This is a genomic window from Bacillus sp. JKS001846, from assembly GCF_900176455.1.
In the GTDB taxonomy this organism is placed as follows: Bacteria; Bacillota; Bacilli; order Bacillales; family Bacillaceae_G; genus Bacillus_A; species Bacillus_A cereus.
Genome location: NZ_FWYG01000001.1, coordinates 2,359,347 through 2,378,777 on the forward strand (window position 1 = coordinate 2,359,347; position 19,431 = coordinate 2,378,777).

Genomic DNA, 19,431 nt, shown 5'->3' on the forward strand with positions numbered 1-19,431 from the left:
CTTTATAAATTTTTGAATGCATCGATTTGTTGTCGTGTGAAAGATTCTATATTTTCACCAGATGCATATTTTTTGTACCAATCAACAGTCCAAGCGATAGAATCATCTGTTGATAACTTAGGAGTCCAGCCGAGTTTGTTTACTGCTTTTGTACTATCGAGTGTTAAAACAGGTGATTCATAAGGAGTATTTGTAGAGGAGGAAATGATTGTTAGTGGGTTATTCCATAATTTTATTACAGATTCAATGACATCATGAACGGTTCTGTTATGTTCATTTATTGGGCCGAAATTCCACGCTTCTGCATATTTAGCATCATTCCAAAGTTTCTCAGCTAAAAGGATATAGCCATGTAGAGGATCTAAAACATGTTGCCACGGACGGACGGCATATTTGTTTCGAATACACAAAGTATGATTGTACAAATATGCCCGAATGATATCAGGGAATAATCGATCTTCTGCCCAATCACCACCGCCGATGACGTTACCAGCTCTGACTGAGGCGAGTTTCTGGGTATTAGTGCGGAAGAATGATTTTTGATAGGATGTTGCCACTATTTCAGCGCAAGCTTTACTAGCGCTATAAGGGTCGAAACCTCCTAGTCGGTCATTTTCCACGAACGCTCGGTCGCCACTACCGTCATTCTCATAACATTTATCGCTTGTCACATTAATAATGGCACGTACGCTTTGGACGGACTTTGCTGCTTCTAGCACGTGGACAGTACCTAAAACATTCGTTTTGAATGTATCGATAGGATTTTTGTATGAAGCGGTTACGATTGGCTGAGCTGCTAAATGAAATATTATGTCAGGTTTATGCTGCTTCATGGCATGAAATAAAGAATGGTAATCTGTAATATCGCCTTTCATTGTCGTGCACTCTTTTGCTACGTTACCTTGTTCAAAAATGTTAGGAATGGATGGGGGATGAGAAGAAAAGCCTACTACTTCTGCACCTAAAGAACTTAAGAAAAGGGTGAGCCAGGAGCCTTTAAATCCAGTATGTCCCGTAATAAATACTTTTTTCTTATTCCAAAAAGATGATGAAGCCATATTACCAAACCTTCCACGGAGCGTTATTACTTTCCCATAGCTCGACTAATTTATTTTTATCGCGCAATGTATCCATCGGATGCCAAAAACCAGAATGTTGATATGCGGCCAATTCATTTTTATTTACTAACTGAACTAAAGAGTCTGTTTCAAAAACAGACTTATCTCCACTAATGTAATTGAAAACTTCAGGATTTAAAACGAAAAATCCACCATTAACCCATCCGCCATCACCTAATGGTTTTTCTTGAAAAGATGTTACAGACTGTTTATCTAATATGAGAGAACCGAATCTACCAGGAGGTTGTACGGCAGTAACAGTAGCCATTTTTCCATGTTTTTTATGGAATGTAATAAGTTCTTTTATATTTACATTACTTAATCCATCACCATAAGTGAGGCAGAAAGGTTCGTCTCCGACATAATTTTGAATCTTTTTCACTCGGCCACCCGTTTCGGTATTTACACCAGTATCGATTAGTGTAACTTTCCATGGTTCTACACGATGAGAATGGCTAGTAATTGTATTATCGTTTAACTGTATTGTGAAATCAGACATGTGTAAGTTGTAATTTAGAAAGAACTCTTTAATTGCATATCCTTTATAGCCTAAGCAAATAATAAACTCAGTAATTCCGTAATGACTATACAAACTCATAATGTGCCATAGAATGGGTTTTGTTTCAATTTCAATCATAGGTTTCGGTTTTAAATGTGTTTCTTCCCCAATTCTTGTACCGTACCCACCAGCAAGAATAACAGCTTTCATTTTTTCCTCCTAAAATAAAAATTTATTATTTATACAGTATTCATGTTTTATGCAAATGAGATTGTTTTTGATTAAGTGAATGAAAATGTTTGAGGTGATGACGATGCAGAAAATATTACGGTTTGAATTTTGGAAATAATTCTTGATATTCAGGGTTATGACGGAGGTCTTGTGTTAGGTTACTAAGCTCTAAAAAACGTATGTCCAGTACTTCAGGAGATTGACCGTAATGTGTTTGAAGTCCCATTTGAACACCCCTTTTTGAAAGGGTAGGTGTAATTTGTAATTTTCTTGCCTTTGATTGTTCATTCCAAGGGCTAAAATAAAATTTTAAAATAAATGAAGGATAGTCATAAATTATATATCCGTGCCGCGAATGATGTCTACCAGGTAAATATGCACCGTCTAGATGATTGTGAATAAATCTCCAAGCACATCCGAGATTTGGGTTATAAGGGAAGACACCGTGGTATCGCTGTTCTACTAAGGGGATAGAATATCTAGGCTTTGAATAATTATAATTATGATTATCTATCATTAAAATCATTCTAATCGCATACATGTTTTGGCCTAGTGTATGAAGAGATGAAAAAAATTCTTCAGTATTATTACAACAAAAGAATTCAGTAGTATTTAAAACGATTTTCCAACCTGAAACTTCTCTTTCAATTTCCATCACTTCAATATCAGTATTAGTTGGATCAAACTCAAGAAATCTTGAATTTCGTACCTCCCAGTGGGGTGCTAATAGTTTACAAATCTCTACGGAACGATCTGTAGACCCTCTATTAATTAAAATGCCGTGATCGAATATTTTCGTGTGATGCATAAGCCACCATGGAAGTAGGTATTCTTCATTATAAAAATGAGAAATGATTGTCTTTTTCATATTAATTCCCTCCTATACAAGCAATCATTATTAGTAGGATATGCTTTTAAATAAGAAAGGTTAAAAGTGGCAGACAATGTAGTGATTAGGTAGTAGTTTAGTAATTTTATTGTATAAGTGTAGATTACTCGTATTGAATCATCATAGGAGGAGATTGGAATTTTGTATAAATTGTGAATAATAAACCGTCACGTTTGACTGTACAGTTTATGTGTTGTATGATGTAAGTAATATAAACAAGGGGGGAAGATCGTTGGGAAGGTGTATCGAATCGGACAGTTGGCTCTCATGGCTCACGTGTCGAAACGAACGATTGATTATTATACGAATCTAGGTATCTTAAAAGCGGAGCGATCTCAATCTAATTATCGCTATTACGACGAAACAGCATTTGAGACATTACAATTTATTGAGAAGTGCAAAGAAATGCATATGCCGCTTTGTGAGATTAAAGAGAAAATCGAGGAGAAGAAGAAGCTGCTCGGTATCAATGAACACGTTTCGAAACAAGTGAATGAAGTGACAGACCATATTCATCAATTAGAAGTGGAGCTTACTGAGTTAAAGCCGCTTTTAGATGAATTGACTGATTCACAACGTGAAAAAATATCGAAATCTTTATCAGGTCAAACGACAGCTTTAATACAGACACTTGCTCTATTATTATAGAATAAGTGAAATCCGACCTCTTTAATTTTTGTATCGGGCTATGTTTTCTAACAAACAAATAAGAAAACATTATAGTATACAGGAGGTGGACACCTTAGTTTTTTAACTAAGGGGATTCATTGGAAATATTTAATTTAGTCATGGTTGCGATTTTAATCGCATTTACTGGATTTTTCGTAGCAGCAGAGTTTGCGATTGTAAAGATACGTTCAAGTCGTATCGATCAGCTTGTTGCGGAAGGAAAACGCGGTGCTTTAGCAGCGAAAAAGGTAACAACAAATTTAGATGAATATTTATCTGCTTGTCAATTAGGTATTACAGTTACAGCTATGGGATTAGGTTGGTTAGGTGAACCGACAATTGAAAAGTTATTACACCCGTTATTTGAGAAATGGAACTTAAATCCTTCTATTTCATCAGTATTAACATTTGGTCTTGCTTTTATGATTATGACGTATTTACACGTTGTAGTAGGGGAATTAGCTCCGAAAACGATGGCAATTCAAAAGGCTGAAAGGGTAACGTTATTATTGGCAGGTCCATTAATGATGTTCTATAAAGTAATGTATCCATTTATTTGGGTATTGAACGGTTCAGCTCGTGTGATAACTGGTTTATTCGGTTTAAAGCCAGCTTCAGAACATGAAGTAGCTCATACAGAAGAAGAATTACGTCTTATCCTTTCAGATAGCTATGAAAGTGGCGAAATTAATCAAGCTGAATACAAGTATGTAAATAACATTTTTGAATTTGATAATCGTATTGCAAAAGAGATTATGGTACCGCGAACAGAAATCGTTGGTTTCTACCTGGAAGATTCAGTAGAAGAACACATGAAAGTAATCCAAAATGAGCGATACACACGTTATCCGATTTTTGGAGAAGATAAAGATGATATTATCGGTATGGTCAACGTAAAAGATTTCTTTATTCGATATATGACCGAGGATCAAAAAGATTTATCATCTATTCGCTCGTATATGCGTCCGATTATTGAAGTGATGGAAACGACTCCAATTCACGATTTATTACTTCAAATGCAGAAGAAGCGAATTCCGATGGCTGTTTTATATGATGAGTACGGAGGAACAGCCGGAATTGTAACGCTTGAAGATATCTTGGAGGAAATCGTCGGCGAAATTCGTGACGAATATGATGAAGATGAGGCACCGCCAATTCAACATGTGAACGAGCAACATATCATTGTTGATGGAAAAGTGCTTATTTCAGAAGTGAAAGATTTATTTGGATTACACATCGAAGAAGATGATGTGGATACAATCGGTGGATGGATTATGATGCAAAATCATGAAATCGAAGAAGGACAACATGTTGACGCGGAAGGTTATGAATTTAAAGTGTTAGAAAAAGACGCTTACCAAATTAAACGTGTTGAAATTCGTAAGATGGAACAAGAACAAGAAGAAGAGAAAGCAGCAACTGTGTAAGTTGCTGCTTTTCTTCTAAAGTACAAAAAATGAGAACTTAGGAGCGGATATTTTGATTCAAGAAGCCTTACGTGTATATCGATTACAATTGTATGTGATCTTTAGTGGTTTACTACTTATGTGGACGATTACTCCGTTTGGAAAACAAGTGACAGGGTTCGGTATTGGATTAGCAGTAAGCGCCTATTGTCTTTGGTTATTAGCTCGCAGAGTGGAGAAACTCGGAAAAAGTATCGTAATGAAGGAAAAGGCTCCTGGATTAGGAGTTTTAAACCGATTTGCAGCTGCTATTTTAGGAGCTATCATCATGTATGAAATTGAGCATGAGATGGAAATGTGGGCATTCGGTACAGGTATTTTAGGTGGCCACTTTTTAATGATTGCAAATTTAGCGTATGCAAATATGCAGTTAGTGAAAGAAGAAGAGAAGCAAAGGGAACATGCTTCGAAAAACATAGAGCTATGATGAAAGGGACCTAATCGGGTTCCTTTTTTATTTTAGTGATTTGATACAAGTAAACAAATTAACGACAAATATAATACGCTTCTTTTTTACGTTTTTCAATAGTATGAAAAATAATAAAAAAAATTTAAAAAACCCATCGATTTCTAAAGGTTATGTATGTTATTATGACAAAAGACTTTTTGAAAGAGGTGGATACCAATGTTACAAGCGCTACTTATTTTTGTGCTACAAATTATTTACGTTCCAATTTTAACAATCCGTACGATTTTGCTTGTAAAGAATCAAACAAGATCCGCTGCTGGTGTTGGATTGTTAGAAGGAGCTATTTACATTGTCAGTTTAGGTATTGTGTTTCAAGATTTATCAAATTGGATGAACATCGTTGCCTATGTCATTGGCTTTAGTGCGGGACTGTTATTAGGCGGTTATATAGAGAATAAATTAGCAATTGGTTATATTACGTATCAAGTTAGTTTACTAGACCGTTGTAATGAATTAGTAGATGAGTTACGTCACTCTGGATTTGGCGTTACAGTATTTGAAGGCGAAGGTATTAATTCTATACGTTATCGCTTAGATATCGTCGCAAAGCGTTCTAGAGAGAAAGAGCTTTTAGAAATCATTAATGAAATTGCACCGAAAGCGTTTATGTCTTCGTATGAAATTCGCTCGTTTAAGGGTGGATATTTAACGAAGGCGATGAAGAAAAGAGCGTTAATGAAGAAGAAAGATGAACATGCATCGTAAAAAAGAGGAGTAGTGCTGCAGTAAAAGTGCAGTATAAGTCCAAATGTAAAAGGAGGAATCTATTTTGATGTAGATTCCTCTCTTTTTTTATGAAAAATATTGATCTGTTAATTCAAAAAAACTAAATCGTATAATTATTTTTTTTACTCATTCTCAAATTAATGATTAGCCATATAATTTGAAAAAATACCGGTATGATAAACGCAATTAATAAAACGATAAGTGATATTGATTTAATTTCAGGTGTTTGAATAACACCAGCACCATCAACATCTCGTAGCCAAATAATAGCGGCCCATATTCCAAAAACGATAATCCAAAATATGTTACCAATCCACCAAGAAATCCATCGTTTTTTCATGTTAGCACCCCCTACATTTATCTACTGTTAAAAGTATATTTTCGTTCGTTACATTTATAATGAAACAACTTTAAAATCAGTTTTTAACTGTATATCTAACTTGTTTGAAGATTACCATTTCTCCATCATCATTATCATCTTTCGTTTGGAAAAGTTGAACTTTTGGTTTGTAGTCTGTCCTATGAGCGTGTTCGATATCTTTAATATTAAGCTTGTAGGATTCACCATTTTTTAGTTTTTGTTCCAATACTTTTTTATTAGCAACATAAATAAAAGTTACTTTATTTTCATCAATGCCTTTAGTTTTAATTTCTAATTCATTATCTTTTGCTGTGATCGTTGGTGTTAATAATTCCATACTGCCTTTCCCGCTTTCTAAAGAATTCTCTGCTATAGTTGAACATCCTGATAATATGATTCCAGTGAATAGAAGAACAGCTAATTTCTGTTTCATAACATCCCTCAATTCCATGTGAATTTTGATTTTGGTATTGCTAGATTACTAGTGTGGAGCGTAAATGTTTAGTTAGTACCCTTTTAAGTGTACCATAATATGTAAATTAAAACAGGATGTATATCCAATTTAAGGGAGATTGAAAAATTTACTCATTATTGTAAATTCGTGTGTTTTAGCTTCTATTTCACTCGAAATGTAGACGAGAGAAAGAAATTTTTTTATAGAAATTATAATTTTCACATTTTACAATAATGATAGGGAATAGATGAATTCATTTACTTCGGAGGTAGTTGTTTGAACATTAATGAGAAGGCAATTGAAATGTTTGAACAAAATAAATATGAGGAAGCAATGGAACTGTTTCAACAAGCAGTACATGAATCTAGAGACGTACAATCTCTCAATAATCTTGCTTGGATGTACTTCTATGAGGAAGAGAATGATGATAAAGCTCTTGAATTAATAAGAGAAGTTGTTAAGTTGAATCCTTCTTCATACTTTCCTTATAACATCTTAGGGGACATTTACATGAAACAAGAAAAATGGACAGAAGCGAAAGAAGTATTACAAAAATCTATTTCGATTCAACCATCGGATGAAGCATATCATAATGTAGCTGTAGCTCATTATAACCTTGGAGAGCTGGAAAAAGCTTCGGAATTTTTTTACGAGTTGCAGGGGATTCGGACTATATCATGTATAGCTATGTAAAATGTTTAATTGATTTAGAACGAACGACAGAAGCAAAAGAGAAGTTAGATACTTTTAACAGGGAATCTGATAATTTTTTAGGGGAAATTAATGTAGCAGATTTATATGTTGAATTGAATTGCTATAAAGAAGCAATTGAATGGTTCGAAAAGGGATATAAAGAATGCTGGAAAAGTCCTAATTGGATTGGTAGATTTGTGTATGCTCTATATAAAACGAATAATTTCTCCCGTATAAATGAAGTTATACGGGAATCTATCGAAGCGAAAACAGCATAAATAGAAGATGTTCAGAGTGAAGAAGTAGAAGAAAACTGGACAGAAAATGATAAGAAAGAGTTAATTGAGGAATATACAGAAGAGAATAATTGTTATAAAACAATGGTAGAACGTATCAAATCTGGATACGTTCCAGGATTAGAGTTTGAAACTGATTATATAGGGGCTTGCTATTTATTTCGTTGTAAAAGACATAATCACCTTGAATATGAAAAATAAAAAGATTCGACTGTCACATATGATGGTCGAATCTTTTTCGTTATAGGTCGCTTGTATTACATAGGTGTATATCCTCTTTAGAGGCCACTTTTTTTATATTCAAAATATGTAGTGAAATAAAACCAATAAGTCCTATTCCGCCAAAAATAAGCCATGGTGTATACATTCCGCTTAAGTTGGATGTAAAAGATGTACCGGTATAATTACCAATGATAAAACCAAATGCGAGTGATAGTTGATAAAATCCGAAGAAAGTGGCTGTATATGATTCATTACTGTAATTTGCAATAGCGATATCAGCGTTAGGTAATACGAGTGTTTCACCGATTGTAAATAAAATTACACAAATAAAGAACCAATATGGGTGTTGAAATAAAGGAATGAGTAAAAAGGAAATACTCATTAATAAAACACCGTATTTAATAATCGAAAGTGTGTTGTATTTGTGGAATAATTTTCGGAATAATACCATAAATATGACGCCTGTTATCGCATTTATCGTAATAACGAGTGTAGCAAGTTGATTGCTATTACTAATGTTTTTCATATGAAGTGGAAGTGCGACAGTAAGCTGAGTAAACATAATATAGAAGAAAATCATGATAAAGGAAAACAGAAGGAAAGATTTGTTTTGTAAGATGACCTGTATTCCTAATGTAATAGACGTGTTTTCAGTAGTGACTTGGAAGTGATTTTTAAGTAAGTAAAAAATAAAAGCAAATAACAGCATAAGAGATCCTGTTAGAGAGAAAGCGTAGAGTGGATCGAGTAAGAGTAAGAATCCTCCTGCAATTGGTCCGATTATTGCACCGCAATTAAAGCTAAGGTTTAAATATGTAAATAAATTTTTTCTCAAATGAGCTGGCTGTGAGCCAAATATAGCGCGAGCGGCAGGTTCGTAAAATGCAGTTCCGAAGCCAATAAGTGCAGAAGAAATAGAAATTGTATAGAAATCAGAGCATATTCCTAAAGCGATAAATCCGACTCCTCTTAAAAATAATCCGGCTATCATCATAATGATATAGCCTATTTTGTCAGCAATTAACCCTGAGAATAATGGGATAACTCGTGATGTAATTGTCATAATCGTCAACACTGTTCCTACTTGGACAGCAGAAAAATGAAGAAAGGTTAATAGATAAATAGCTAAAAATGCGTATACTGCAAAATACCCAAAAGACATAAAAAATGAAGAAATAAGCATGAAACGTATCGGTGTTGAGAAACTTTTCATAGAAATCCTCCTAATTATGTAACCAGTAAAATTATTTGATGGTTAACTACTTTATATTATAATTATACATAAAGTCAGAAAAAAGTAAATTTTAAGAAGAAGGTGGATTGAATTGAATCAAAACGCTCCAAATGAACTAGAATATATTCGGGAATTTTTAAATACATGGAGAATACCAAACGATACGAGAGAGCCAATTGATTTGCTGCAAACAAAAGAAGATATAAAGCTCTTTATGAAAGAATATTTTGATGAAGAGTTTCCATTTCATACGATAGAGGAATTAAGAGGTTTTCGAGAAGATATTCGGATGACAATTGAAGGCGAAGGATCATTGCAAAAATGGTTAGAGAAATACCCATTTCATGTACATATAAAGGATGATATGAAAGGTATTACATATGAACCAGTATATGAAGAGAATGTGTATACAAAAGTGTTAAGCATTGTGTTAATGTCAATTCAAGAAAATGTGTGGGGAAGGTTAAAAGCATGTCCAGATTGTCGCTGGGTATTTTATGATCATTCGCGAAATGGAAGTAAAAGATGGTGCGGTATGTATGCTGGAGAAGAAGGAGGAAGAGCATGCGGTACGATTGCGAAAGTGAAAAACTACCGGGCGAAGAGAAAAGGGCGATCTGGTTATGATATGTAAGTAATATTAGAGAAAGAAAAATGGATGGGGGAATGAATAATATGAAAGGCACACAAATGCTAGCTACAAATAAAAAGTGTTGGGATACAGTTGCACCTTATTTCTTTCAAGTGGATTGTTTACCTAAATATGGTCCGTATACGGCGTCTGAAGATGAGATTCGTTTGTTCGATTCAATCAGAAAGAAAAAGGTTCTTGATATTGGCTGTGGAAGTGGGCATTCGTTGCAATATATGGCGGAACAAGGGGCAGAGGAATTATGGGGGCTTGATCTTTCGAGTACACAAATTGAAATAGCGAATAAGACGTTAAAGGATTGGAATCCAAAGTTAGTATGCGGAGCAATGGAAGAAGAAGGAGATATTCCGAAAGGATATTTTGATATTGTATATTCCATTTATGCATTAGGTTGGACTTCAGATTTAAGAAAAACGTTGGAACTGATTTATTCATATGTAAAGCCAGGGGGAAGTTTTATTTTTAGTTGGGAGCACCCAGTATATTCAAACTTACAGTATGGTACGGAAGAAGTTGCTATAAAGTCTTCTTATCATGAGGAAACGCCCATTACGTTTGAAACTTTTAAAGGAGAAAATGTACAAGCGACATTATATAAGAGAAAAATAAGTACATACATAAATGAGTTAAATAGAGCGGGATTTAAAATTGAGAGAATAGAAGAGCCTGAACCATCAAGCTCGTTTGATGGAGAACTAGCTGAGCCGTCTACGAAATATTATTCTTTATATAAAGCTAGGATGGTGCCAACTACTTTTATTATTAAGGCGAGGAAGTAAATTGTTTTATAAAAAGAAGCCTATCATTTCAAATAGATGAAATGATAGGCTTCTTTATTTTAAAAAATGAGGTCAAAGGTGTACTTTTTTTATAAAAATGCATTTCATATAAAAGGTGTAATATTTTCAAGGGGATGCAAATGGTGGGAATGAGACAGTATCTGTTAGATTGCTATTAAATGGAACGCAACTAACAGGGAGTTTTATACAAAACGTAACGACATCAACTGTAGTAATCGAACCAGCCATTTCAAATACACTTCTTGTGAATGTGACGAGTGCCAATTCAACATTAATATTACAAAATGGCCCGTTAGGTGTAGGGCATGTGACTACTATAGCAGGTGCGATTACAGCAAGCTTAAATGTAGTGAGAATTTTATAAAGAATATAAAAAACACAAGGAATGTCTTTGTAAGACACACCTTGTGTTTTTTAATATTAAATAAACATTTTCTTTATCTTTTCGGTTGAAAAATATGCTGAAAGAAGTATTTGTGATGTAAGTTATCTACAACCTTATTTGCTTGATATGTGCGTTGTTTTTCAATTCGAAGTCTTTGCTCCATCATTTTAATTGCGTGATCAGATAAACGTAACATAATACATTCTCCTTTTCTATAAATATAGGTGACTATTTGATATCGATCCCATATTTATAATTAAGGAGGCAAAATGTGTAACATAGGCAAAAAGCACCTTCCTCTCCCATTACGCTTACGAGGTTAGCTGTCGGACTCGGGAAGTGAGAGTTTCCCTACTTAAAAAAGATTCGCCCCAAGTAGCATAGCTACAAAAATGGTTCCCCCGCTCCAAAATTTGGACTCAGCAAAAGGTTTTATAAAGTAAAAAATAACATAAAGGAGCGAACAAGTCAAATTATTTTGTGTATTCTGTCTTTTTTAATTGCGTAAGAATCATACCGTCAGGAAGTATTGTATCTGATACTGTAATGAATCCGTGTTTTTTATATAAAGTAATAGCAGGGGTATTCGCTTTACCTGTTTGTACAATGTATGTCATTGAAGAGGGAAACATGTTAAATATATAAATTAGGAGTTTCGTTGCGATTCCTTTTTGAAAAAAATCGGGCGATACAACTAACCTGTGGATATCGATTAGTTTTTCTTCTTGTACAAAAGAAATAAAACCGACAAGTTTATTTTCAGAAAAATATCCATAGAATGTTTCAACGCAATTTTGAATATCGTTTACAGTATCATATAAACGAGGTATGGCAGTACTATTTAAGTAGTCTGCTTCAACTTTATAAGCTGGAATTTGAACCTGTAAAATGGATGTTGCTACTTCAAAAGAAGTGGAATTTAACTTAAGAATCATAGATAATGAAGCCTCCTTTAAATATGGTATATGAATATAATTGCTTTATGGGTGAGTTTGACAATATTTTTCTTTTTTGCATATAATATATGTATCTCCATATGTAAAATAGTAGTAAATATATTTCTATAGTGAAATATGATTAGCAATGATAAATACATATGTTTGTATTAAATCATACAAACTATAATAGAAATGGAGGGCTAAAAATGGGATGGATTATCACATTAATAGTTGGTGCTATTATAGGTGCAATTGCTAGTTCTATAACGGGTAAAAATTTCCCGGGTGGTATGTTCGGAAATATTATCGCAGGTTTATTAGGTGCTTCGTTAGGTGGTAGATTATTTGGATCCTTTGGGCCATCATTTGGTGGGATTCATGTAGTGCCAGCATTATTAGGTGCAATCGTGTTAATTTTTATTGTATCATTTGTAGTGAAAGCTACAAAGAAATAGATATATAGATTATGATGAAGAGCCCTGAATAAGGGCTTTTCATCATTCGAAGAGGTGGTTTCGTTGGAGAAAATAAATATAAGAAAAAGAGATAAGTTAAGAAAGTTTTTTAGAGAACAAAATTATTTGGCGGTATTACTTGGATTTGCGTTATTGTTCATTAATATTTTATTGCTAACAAAAATATCATTTGTTTTTACACCGTTTATCGTATTTTTAAAAACAATTTTCTTCCCAGTACTATTAGCAGGCGTGCTATTTTATATTTTACATCCATTCGTTTCGCTTTTAGAAAAGAAAGGTGTTTCAAGAATCGTATCGATAGCTTCCATATATTTAATCGTACTAGGATTATTTGTATTTTTAGTTGTAACGGTTATCCCTATTATTAAAGATCAAATTGATGCATTAATTGATAACTTACCGTATTTTGGCCATGAGATTGAACAAGCAGCACGTAGATTCGGGGAAAGTAATTTACTCGGTAAAATTCAAGAGAATTTAAATATTAATGTTGCGAATATGGTAAAAGAATACACAGTTGATTTTACAAAGTCATTATCATCAGTAACTGGGAATGTAACTGGATTTTTGAGTACTGTTACAGAGGTTGTTTTAACATTTGTAATGGTTCCATTTATATTGTTCTATCTTTTAAAAGATGGTGAGCAATTGCCGAATCACTTTTTAAAGTTTATTTCAGAGCAAAGACAACCAGCAGCAATGAGAATACTAGATGATATGCATTATGCGATTAGCTCGTATATTAGAGGTCAAATTATCGTGAGCTTATTTATCGGTATTATGTTATTAATCGGTTACCTTATTATCGGTATTAAATATGCTGTACTGCTTGCTATTTTAGCGATGATTGTAAATATCGTTCCGTACGTAGGACCAATTATCGCCATTACACCAGCGTTAATTATCGCATTTATCGACTCGCCAGCAATGGTGTTAAAAGTAATCATTGTTATGATGGTTGTACAATTAGCAGAAGGTAAATTTATTTCTCCGCAAGTCATGGGTAAAAAGTTAGATATTCACCCGATTACTATCATTTTTATCATTTTAACTGCCGGAAACTTATTCGGGATTATGGGGATTATCTTAGCGATTCCAGGATATGCGATATTGAAAGTATTAGTTACGCACGGTTATAGATTTGTTAAGTTGAATACGTGAAAAAAAGCGCTAAAACAGTGGGAACTGTTTTAGCGCTTTTTTATTAACAATTCATTTGCATATTGGCGCGCCCATTGATCCGCTTCTAATATAGCATCTAGTGAAGGATCTTTTACGTTATGATGAGCTTCAACTGTTTTGTAAATTGTTTTTTCAATATCGAAAAAGGCAATTTCATTTTTTAAGAATAGTGCATTCGCAAGTTCATTTGCTGCATTTAATACAGCGGGAGTAGTACCACCGATTTTGCCACATTCATATGCGTATTGTAGACAAGGGAACTTCTCTAAATCTGGTTTTTCAAAATGTAAACTACCGATTTCTAATAAATTTAATTTTTCATAGGAAGAAGGTAGCCGAGTAGGATAGTGAAACGCATATTGAATCGGCATTCTCATATCAGGAGCACCGAGCTGTGCCATAACTGATCCATCAATAAATTCTACTAAAGAATGAATGATACTTTCTTTATGAATCATTACATCAATTTTTTCATATGGAATATCAAATAGCCATCTCGCTTCCATTACTTCGAACCCTTTATTCATTAATGTGGCAGAATCAATCGTTAGTTTTGCGCCCATTAACCAGTTTGGGTGCTTTAAAGCATCTTTAGCTTGTAATGTTTGCATTTCATCACGTGTTTTATCACGGAATGCACCGCCAGAAGCTGTAACGATTAATTTCTCAATTTCTTTATTATTTTCTCCGTTTAAACATTGGAAAATAGCTGAATGTTCGCTATCTACTGGAATTAAGCGACATCCGTTTTGTTTCGCTAGTTCAGTTACGATATGTCCAGCTGCAACTAACGTTTCTTTATTAGCGATGGCAATATCTTTCTTCGCCTTTAATGCTTCAATCGTTGGAAGTAGTCCGGAAACTCCGACAACAGAACTTAATACAAGATTTGAATCAGGGTGAGTAGCTACCGCAATTAAGCCATCAGTTCCGTATGTGATTTTTGTATTCGCTGAAATACGCGTACGAAGCGTGTCTGCTAAGTCTTTTGTTGCAACGCTTACAATACGAGGTTGAAACGTTTTGATTTGTTGCTCAAGAAGATCGATATTATAATTTGCGCTTAAACCGACGATTTTGAAATGTTCAGGATGAGCTGAAACGACATCTAATGCAGATGTGCCGATGGATCCTGTGGAGCCTAAAATGGATATATATTTTACCATGAAAAAACCTCCAAAGTTGTTTCGAATATTTCTGCAAACCTATATAACATTAGACAATTGAAGTGAAAATTCCTGCTATATAAAATAGAAAATTCGGGTTTGTTTGGAAGTGAAATGTGATAAACTGTAAAAAATAACGAAAAAGCAATGAAAGAGAAGAGTACATATTCGAAACTTTTCAGAGAGCTGATATGTGGTGAGAATCAGTAAGGGATGAATATGGAATGGACTCTGGAGCTTCTAACTGAAATGAGTAGGTAAAGACGGTTACTTCACGTTATTGAAGTATGAAGTGAGCTAATGATAGCTAATTAAGGTGGTACCGCGGGAGTCTCTCGTCCTTTTTTAAGGATGAGGGGCTCTTTTTATTTTGAGAAAGGAGGAGTTAGTGTGAGTGAAAAAATAATGTTAACAGGAATTAAGCCGACAGGTTATCCGCATTTAGGGAATTATATTGGCGCGATTAAACCTGCATTACAAATGTCAAAGAATAATGAAGGAAAAGCATTGTACTTTATAGCTGATTATCATGCATTAAATGCTGTGCATGATTCAGAAAAGTTCAGCAGTTATACGAAAGAGGTAGCAGCTACTTGGTTATCACTTGGACTTGGAGAAGATGTTGTTTTTTATCGGCAAACAGAAGTACCAGAAATTCTAGAATTAGCTTGGATTTTAGCTTGCCTAACTCCGAAAGGTCTTATGAACCGTGCTCATGCGTATAAAGCGAAGGTGGAGCAAAATAAAGAAGCGGGGTTAGAGGTCGATGCAGGAGTGAATATGGGGTTATATACGTATCCGATTTTAATGGCAGCTGACATATTATTATTTCAAGCTACCCATGTACCTGTCGGAAAAGACCAAATTCAACATATTGAAATCGCGCGTGATATTGCGACGTATTTTAATCATACATTTGGCACGACATTTACACTTCCGGAGTATGTCATACAAGAAGAAGGAGCTATTTTACCTGGTCTTGATGGAAGGAAGATGAGTAAAAGTTACGGAAATGTGATCCCATTATTTGCAGAGCAAGAAAAACTACGAAAGTTAATATTTAAAATCAAAACAGACTCTTCACTTCCAAATGAACCGAAAGAATTAGAAACATTATTTATGATATATAAAGAGTTTGCGACCGAAGATGAAATACAGTCGATGTGTGAAAAGTATGAGACTGGAATCGGATGGGGCGATGTGAAAAAAGAGTTGTTTCGCGTTGTAGATCGTGAGTTAGCTGGACCTCGTGAAAAGTACGCAATGTATATGAATGAGCCGAATTTATTATATGAGGCGTTAGAAAACGGTGCTGAGAAGGCACGCGCTATTGCAAAGGTAAATTTAGCGGAAATTAAAAAACGGATTGGATTTGAGAGGGAACGTTAAGCGTTCCCTTATTTTTTTAGATAATCTGTAATAATCCTCTCAATAACAGGGGGAAGATTATTAGGTAATTCATTAAGTGAAAAGAAGCGTAGTTCTTTTGATTCACTTTGATCGCATACAAGTTCACCATGAAATTCTCGGCAAATATAAACAACGAGTACACCGTGTACTTGATCGCCGTTTGGATAGATTTGAAAGAAGTCTGGCCCTGAGTATGTACGGAATAGTTCTGGATTTTTAATAATAAGTCCAGTTTCTTCAAACACTTCTCGTTTTAAAGCATCTTCTAACGTTTCGTTATATTCTAAGGCACCGCCAATAATGCCCCAGCGGTTAAAATCTGTACGGAGTTGCAGCAATACTTCATCTTTTTCATTTAATATAATGGCGTGTGATCCTATTAAAATAAGTGGATGATTTCCTACTAGATTTCTCATATCTTCAATATAACCCATGTCATTGCTCCTTGTATTTAATAATAGTTAGGAAGTTCTTTTAACATTCTTTCTGTTTTACGTGCTGTAAAGGCTAAGTTATGGTCATCTTTCGTTCTGAAAAATAATGTGCGTAAAAAGGTTTTAATATTGGCACATAAAATACAATACTCATTAAGCGAAAGGCGTTTTCTAATTTGAGGAAGCCTTTTTATTTTTTTATGAATAATAGAAATTAAATCGTTCTGAGGAAAATCATGATACAGCATTGCTAGTAATGGAGTAACAATGCGTTCATCTTCGTTATTATGAAAAAGGTCAGATGGAATAAAGATTTTATTTAATAAACAATGAATTAATTCTTCGTACCATTCAAAAGTTGTATACGTATTATGAACAATTTCAGTAAAGGCATCAGATACGTGAGCAAGACAATGAGCCCATCCTTTATTTTCGATATAGCCCCGAAAATCCGTTTCTAAGTTTGTGTATGTAATGAGTTTGTTTTTTATTTCTTCGATATCCTCCTCTGTACAAAAGTAGTGCGAATTAGCGAATTGGAGTATTAACGCAATTAACGAAATAGTGTAAGAACGTGTGAAAACCCCATCTGAATGTGGGGAGTAAATGTCACAATATAAATACTCATCACTTAAACAAGTTTGCAGAAGTAATTTCAGCTGATCGTCCATAAGGAATTCATGATGAATGAAATGCGCAAAACATTTATATATAAGTTGGTAACGAACGTAGCTATCAGTCGTTCCGATATACTGAAGCATGTTCAAAGTTAACTCATTTACGTCTATATGCTGTAGTTGCGTATAGTCATTTTGTTGTATAAGCTCTAACTGTTGTTGCAATGCTGTAATATCCACTGGAGAACCTCCTCCGCACTTTAAAGATGCGATCTTTTCTAGTATTCTATATATTCAAGGACAATCCTGCTCATGCAAGGAGAACGATTAGAAATTCGAGTATGATATAGATGAGGGAAGAATATGACGACGATAGAACAGTTAGAAAAATATTTTAAAATAAGAAGAAATGCTTCTTCTATTATGATAAAAGAAAATAATGCAGAGATTTTTACAGAAGAGCAATTAGAGGAAATGATGCAATATTGCGTTGCTGAAGCTAAAAAAGATGGATTAGAAAAACTACATTTTGAAATCTCTTCAAAAAGTCCAAATTATGATGTGTATAAAAAATGTTTTGAAACGTATTCATTTGAATATGTTACGGAAAACATGATTGTATTTAAAGATATATATGAAGTAGAAGATGCAGAAAGTGAAATTGATTTTAAGCTTATTGAAGAAGTTGGAGAAGAGGCTTTTTATTCACTGTGGAATGAAGCGACGGGAGAACCAGTCGCTCATGATCAATTTGTGCATATGATGCTACAAGAAATTGGTGAGCAATGGAAAGAACATTGCTTAACAGCGAGTGTCGATAAAAAGCCGATAGGAATTGTAATCCCGCATATTGAAAGAGGTACGTTAGAAGAAGGGAAACTTATGTACTTCGCAGTTACTCCAAATATGCGTAATAAGGGATATGAAGCGGCATTATTTGCAGGTGCGATGTTTGTCTTAAAGGAAATAGGTGCATCTTATTATATTGGTGAGACAAATATACAAAATGAATGGATGAAGGATGTTTTTGAAAAGAATGGATGTCAGCTGCTTAGTTCAACTGAGAGATATGTGAGAAAGTTTTAGGAGGATGAATGATGTATACTCTCGAACTCGTATAGCGGGAGGGGACTATATATGTTAAAGCAATCCATGCATTCATTCGTGTTATTGTATCCAAATGTATTGTTAGAAGGCTGGAATGTTGAAAAAGTTTCAGAACGTTATGAAGGTGAAAAGTGGGGAACTTTTTGGTTTCAGGTTGTTACTCCAACTGGGATGTTTCGAGTAAAGGAATTTTTTCTCGATATAATGGAACCAGTATTTCCGGATAGCTGTATTTCTCAAGCAAAAGGAGATTGTTTTCAATATAAAGGGCTTGTGTATTGGAAAGGTATAAATTATAAAGGAAAAGAAAGTTACGTTACATCTATATGGAAAACACAAGTTGAAATTTCTGTTGATCATGGATATGTAAACCAAGACGAAATGGAACGATTTCTATTTGAATTACAACCAGTAAATATGGAGCTTGGGAAAACGATATTACATACATCATTTCACTTATTAAGCTTTCAAGTGAAGAGAAGTGAAATGGGTGAGATAGGAAGATGTAGAGAGTGGAATGCTCCAGATGACGTATCCTATGTAAATTTGTTAATTCATGAAAAACTAAATTGGAAACTTGAATCGGTCGGTTTCGGAAATGACGAAACGCAGTATGTATACTGGGACGAAGTTAATAAACTATATGCACTTTGGGTTTGTAGACATAAAAACAAAGCGTATTATCCTATTTCTTCATGGACAATGAACTATGGCCCAAAACAAATTATAAACGGGTTAGAGTTTTATCCGCACCCTAATCGCGGAACAGTTGTATACGAAGATTTAGGTAATGAACAAATCGCATACGTATTTCGCGGTAATCCATGTACAAATTTTGAACAAGTAAAAGAACTTTTCGCCTGTTTGTAAGATAAAAAGAAAAATGAGAACGACAAAGTAGATATTTGTATAATACAATAGAGTGAGATTCGAT

At 34.2% G+C, this 19,431-nt stretch carries 22 protein-coding genes, 2 pseudogenes, 1 riboswitch and 1 other annotated feature; of the genes and pseudogenes, 13 read left to right on the forward strand and 11 right to left on the reverse strand.

Translation table 11 applies throughout. The features are described from left to right. Window positions 1-2 precede the first annotated feature (2 nt). The 3 genes from rfbG to B9A45_RS12705 form a co-directional block, all read right to left on the reverse strand. A complete protein-coding gene (rfbG, locus tag B9A45_RS12695; protein ID WP_084064092.1) occupies window positions 3-1,058 on the reverse strand; it encodes a CDP-glucose 4,6-dehydratase in 1,056 nt (351 codons plus the stop codon). 1 nt (window position 1,059) lies between these two features. Beyond that, window positions 1,060-1,827: a glucose-1-phosphate cytidylyltransferase gene (gene rfbF, locus B9A45_RS12700; RefSeq protein WP_084064093.1), complete on the reverse strand. Its 768-nt coding sequence runs from the start codon at window positions 1,825-1,827 to the stop codon at window positions 1,060-1,062. Between the two features lie 115 nt (window positions 1,828-1,942). Beyond that, window positions 1,943-2,716 (reverse strand): glycosyltransferase family 2 protein, encoded by a 774-nt coding sequence (locus tag B9A45_RS12705; protein WP_000750973.1) that lies wholly within the window; start codon window positions 2,714-2,716, stop codon window positions 1,943-1,945. Between the two features lie 261 nt (window positions 2,717-2,977). On the opposite strand from B9A45_RS12705, the gene B9A45_RS12710 reads away from it, so the two are divergent. The 4 genes from B9A45_RS12710 to B9A45_RS12725 all read left to right on the forward strand — a co-directional run bounded on the left by B9A45_RS12710 (window position 2,978) and on the right by B9A45_RS12725 (window position 6,046). Continuing rightward, window positions 2,978-3,385, forward strand: a complete 408-nt coding sequence (locus B9A45_RS12710) for a MerR family transcriptional regulator (RefSeq protein ID WP_000285634.1) — start codon at window positions 2,978-2,980, stop codon at window positions 3,383-3,385. 119 nt (window positions 3,386-3,504) lie between these two features. After that, window positions 3,505-4,833: a hemolysin family protein gene (locus tag B9A45_RS12715; protein WP_000402256.1), complete on the forward strand. Its 1,329-nt coding sequence runs from the start codon at window positions 3,505-3,507 to the stop codon at window positions 4,831-4,833. Window positions 4,834-4,885: 52 nt separating this feature from the next. Beyond that, window positions 4,886-5,299, forward strand: a complete 414-nt coding sequence (locus B9A45_RS12720) for an ATP synthase subunit I (RefSeq protein ID WP_000613876.1) — start codon at window positions 4,886-4,888, stop codon at window positions 5,297-5,299. Window positions 5,300-5,497: 198 nt separating this feature from the next. After that, window positions 5,498-6,046 carry a DUF2179 domain-containing protein gene (locus B9A45_RS12725; protein WP_000938438.1) on the forward strand — a complete coding sequence of 183 codons (549 nt, stop codon included), beginning with the start codon at window positions 5,498-5,500 and terminating at the stop codon, window positions 6,044-6,046. Between the two features lie 121 nt (window positions 6,047-6,167). On the opposite strand, the gene B9A45_RS12730 is transcribed toward B9A45_RS12725, so the two are convergent. Beyond that, window positions 6,168-6,407 (reverse strand): DUF3923 family protein, encoded by a 240-nt coding sequence (locus B9A45_RS12730; protein WP_000747679.1) that lies wholly within the window; start codon window positions 6,405-6,407, stop codon window positions 6,168-6,170. Window positions 6,408-6,483: 76 nt separating this feature from the next. Next, window positions 6,484-6,879, reverse strand: coding sequence for a hypothetical protein (locus tag B9A45_RS12735; RefSeq protein WP_084064094.1), 396 nt, complete (start codon window positions 6,877-6,879; stop codon window positions 6,484-6,486). A 279-nt stretch (window positions 6,880-7,158) separates the two neighbouring features. Between B9A45_RS12735 and B9A45_RS12740 the strand changes: the two are divergent. Next, window positions 7,159-8,072: pseudogene (locus B9A45_RS12740) on the forward strand (tetratricopeptide repeat protein). Window positions 8,073-8,112: 40 nt separating this feature from the next. On the opposite strand, the gene B9A45_RS12745 reads toward B9A45_RS12740, so the two are convergent. Continuing rightward, complete coding sequence (locus tag B9A45_RS12745) at window positions 8,113-9,306, reverse strand: MDR family MFS transporter (protein ID WP_084064095.1); 1,194 nt, start codon at window positions 9,304-9,306, stop codon at window positions 8,113-8,115. Window positions 9,307-9,418: 112 nt separating this feature from the next. On the opposite strand from B9A45_RS12745, the gene B9A45_RS12750 reads away from it, so the two are divergent. From B9A45_RS12750 to B9A45_RS12760, 3 genes and pseudogenes are all read left to right on the forward strand, one after another. Continuing rightward, window positions 9,419-9,961 (forward strand): CGNR zinc finger domain-containing protein, encoded by a 543-nt coding sequence (locus tag B9A45_RS12750; RefSeq protein ID WP_016111541.1) that lies wholly within the window; start codon window positions 9,419-9,421, stop codon window positions 9,959-9,961. Between the two features lie 41 nt (window positions 9,962-10,002). Further along, window positions 10,003-10,758, forward strand: a complete 756-nt coding sequence (locus B9A45_RS12755) for a class I SAM-dependent methyltransferase (RefSeq protein WP_016111542.1) — start codon at window positions 10,003-10,005, stop codon at window positions 10,756-10,758. 121 nt (window positions 10,759-10,879) lie between these two features. Further along, window positions 10,880-11,143: pseudogene (locus B9A45_RS12760) on the forward strand (collagen-like protein); the annotation flags it as partial. Window positions 11,144-11,216: 73 nt separating this feature from the next. Here the strand turns inward: B9A45_RS12760 and B9A45_RS32160 are convergent. Both B9A45_RS32160 and B9A45_RS12770 read right to left on the reverse strand, forming a co-directional pair. Beyond that, on the reverse strand, window positions 11,217-11,360 hold the full coding sequence (locus B9A45_RS32160; RefSeq protein WP_000945243.1) for a hypothetical protein: 144 nt from the start codon (window positions 11,358-11,360) through the stop codon (window positions 11,217-11,219). A 96-nt stretch (window positions 11,361-11,456) separates the two neighbouring features. Next, window positions 11,457-11,599: riboswitch (cyclic di-AMP (ydaO/yuaA leader) on the reverse strand. Between the two features lie 38 nt (window positions 11,600-11,637). After that, window positions 11,638-12,099 carry a GNAT family N-acetyltransferase gene (locus B9A45_RS12770; protein ID WP_000601229.1) on the reverse strand — a complete coding sequence of 154 codons (462 nt, stop codon included), beginning with the start codon at window positions 12,097-12,099 and terminating at the stop codon, window positions 11,638-11,640. 209 nt (window positions 12,100-12,308) lie between these two features. Between B9A45_RS12770 and B9A45_RS12775 the strand changes: the two genes are divergently transcribed. Then, window positions 12,309-12,557, forward strand: coding sequence for a GlsB/YeaQ/YmgE family stress response membrane protein (locus tag B9A45_RS12775; RefSeq protein ID WP_000539731.1), 249 nt, complete (start codon window positions 12,309-12,311; stop codon window positions 12,555-12,557). A 63-nt stretch (window positions 12,558-12,620) separates the two neighbouring features. Next, on the forward strand, window positions 12,621-13,742 hold the full coding sequence (locus B9A45_RS12780) for an AI-2E family transporter (protein ID WP_000411484.1): 1,122 nt from the start codon (window positions 12,621-12,623) through the stop codon (window positions 13,740-13,742). A gap of 29 nt (window positions 13,743-13,771) precedes the next feature. Here B9A45_RS12780 and B9A45_RS12785 read toward each other — a convergent pair whose 3' ends face one another. Then, a complete protein-coding gene (locus B9A45_RS12785; protein WP_016111543.1) occupies window positions 13,772-14,929 on the reverse strand; it encodes a 1-deoxy-D-xylulose-5-phosphate reductoisomerase in 1,158 nt (385 codons plus the stop codon). Window positions 14,930-15,067: 138 nt separating this feature from the next. After that, window positions 15,068-15,275: a binding site (T-box leader), on the forward strand. 44 nt (window positions 15,276-15,319) lie between these two features. Here B9A45_RS12785 and B9A45_RS12790 point away from each other — a divergent pair. Next, the gene (locus B9A45_RS12790; protein ID WP_016111544.1) at window positions 15,320-16,318 is read left to right on the forward strand and encodes a tryptophan--tRNA ligase; all 999 of its coding nucleotides are present in this window, start codon (window positions 15,320-15,322) and stop codon (window positions 16,316-16,318) included. An 8-nt stretch (window positions 16,319-16,326) separates the two neighbouring features. Here the strand turns inward: B9A45_RS12790 and B9A45_RS12795 are convergent, their stop codons facing one another. Both B9A45_RS12795 and B9A45_RS12800 read right to left on the reverse strand, forming a co-directional pair. Continuing rightward, window positions 16,327-16,773, reverse strand: a complete 447-nt coding sequence (locus B9A45_RS12795) for an NUDIX hydrolase (RefSeq protein WP_016111545.1) — start codon at window positions 16,771-16,773, stop codon at window positions 16,327-16,329. A 17-nt stretch (window positions 16,774-16,790) separates the two neighbouring features. Next, a complete protein-coding gene (locus tag B9A45_RS12800; RefSeq protein WP_016111546.1) occupies window positions 16,791-17,630 on the reverse strand; it encodes a DUF2785 domain-containing protein in 840 nt (279 codons plus the stop codon). Window positions 17,631-17,753: 123 nt separating this feature from the next. On the opposite strand from B9A45_RS12800, the gene B9A45_RS12805 reads away from it, so the two are divergent. Together B9A45_RS12805 and B9A45_RS12810 are read left to right on the forward strand one after the other, a co-directional pair. Next, window positions 17,754-18,476, forward strand: coding sequence for a GNAT family N-acetyltransferase (locus B9A45_RS12805; RefSeq protein ID WP_016111547.1), 723 nt, complete (start codon window positions 17,754-17,756; stop codon window positions 18,474-18,476). Between the two features lie 51 nt (window positions 18,477-18,527). Beyond that, window positions 18,528-19,367, forward strand: a complete 840-nt coding sequence (locus B9A45_RS12810; protein WP_016111548.1) for a hypothetical protein — start codon at window positions 18,528-18,530, stop codon at window positions 19,365-19,367. Window positions 19,368-19,431 lie beyond the last annotated feature (64 nt).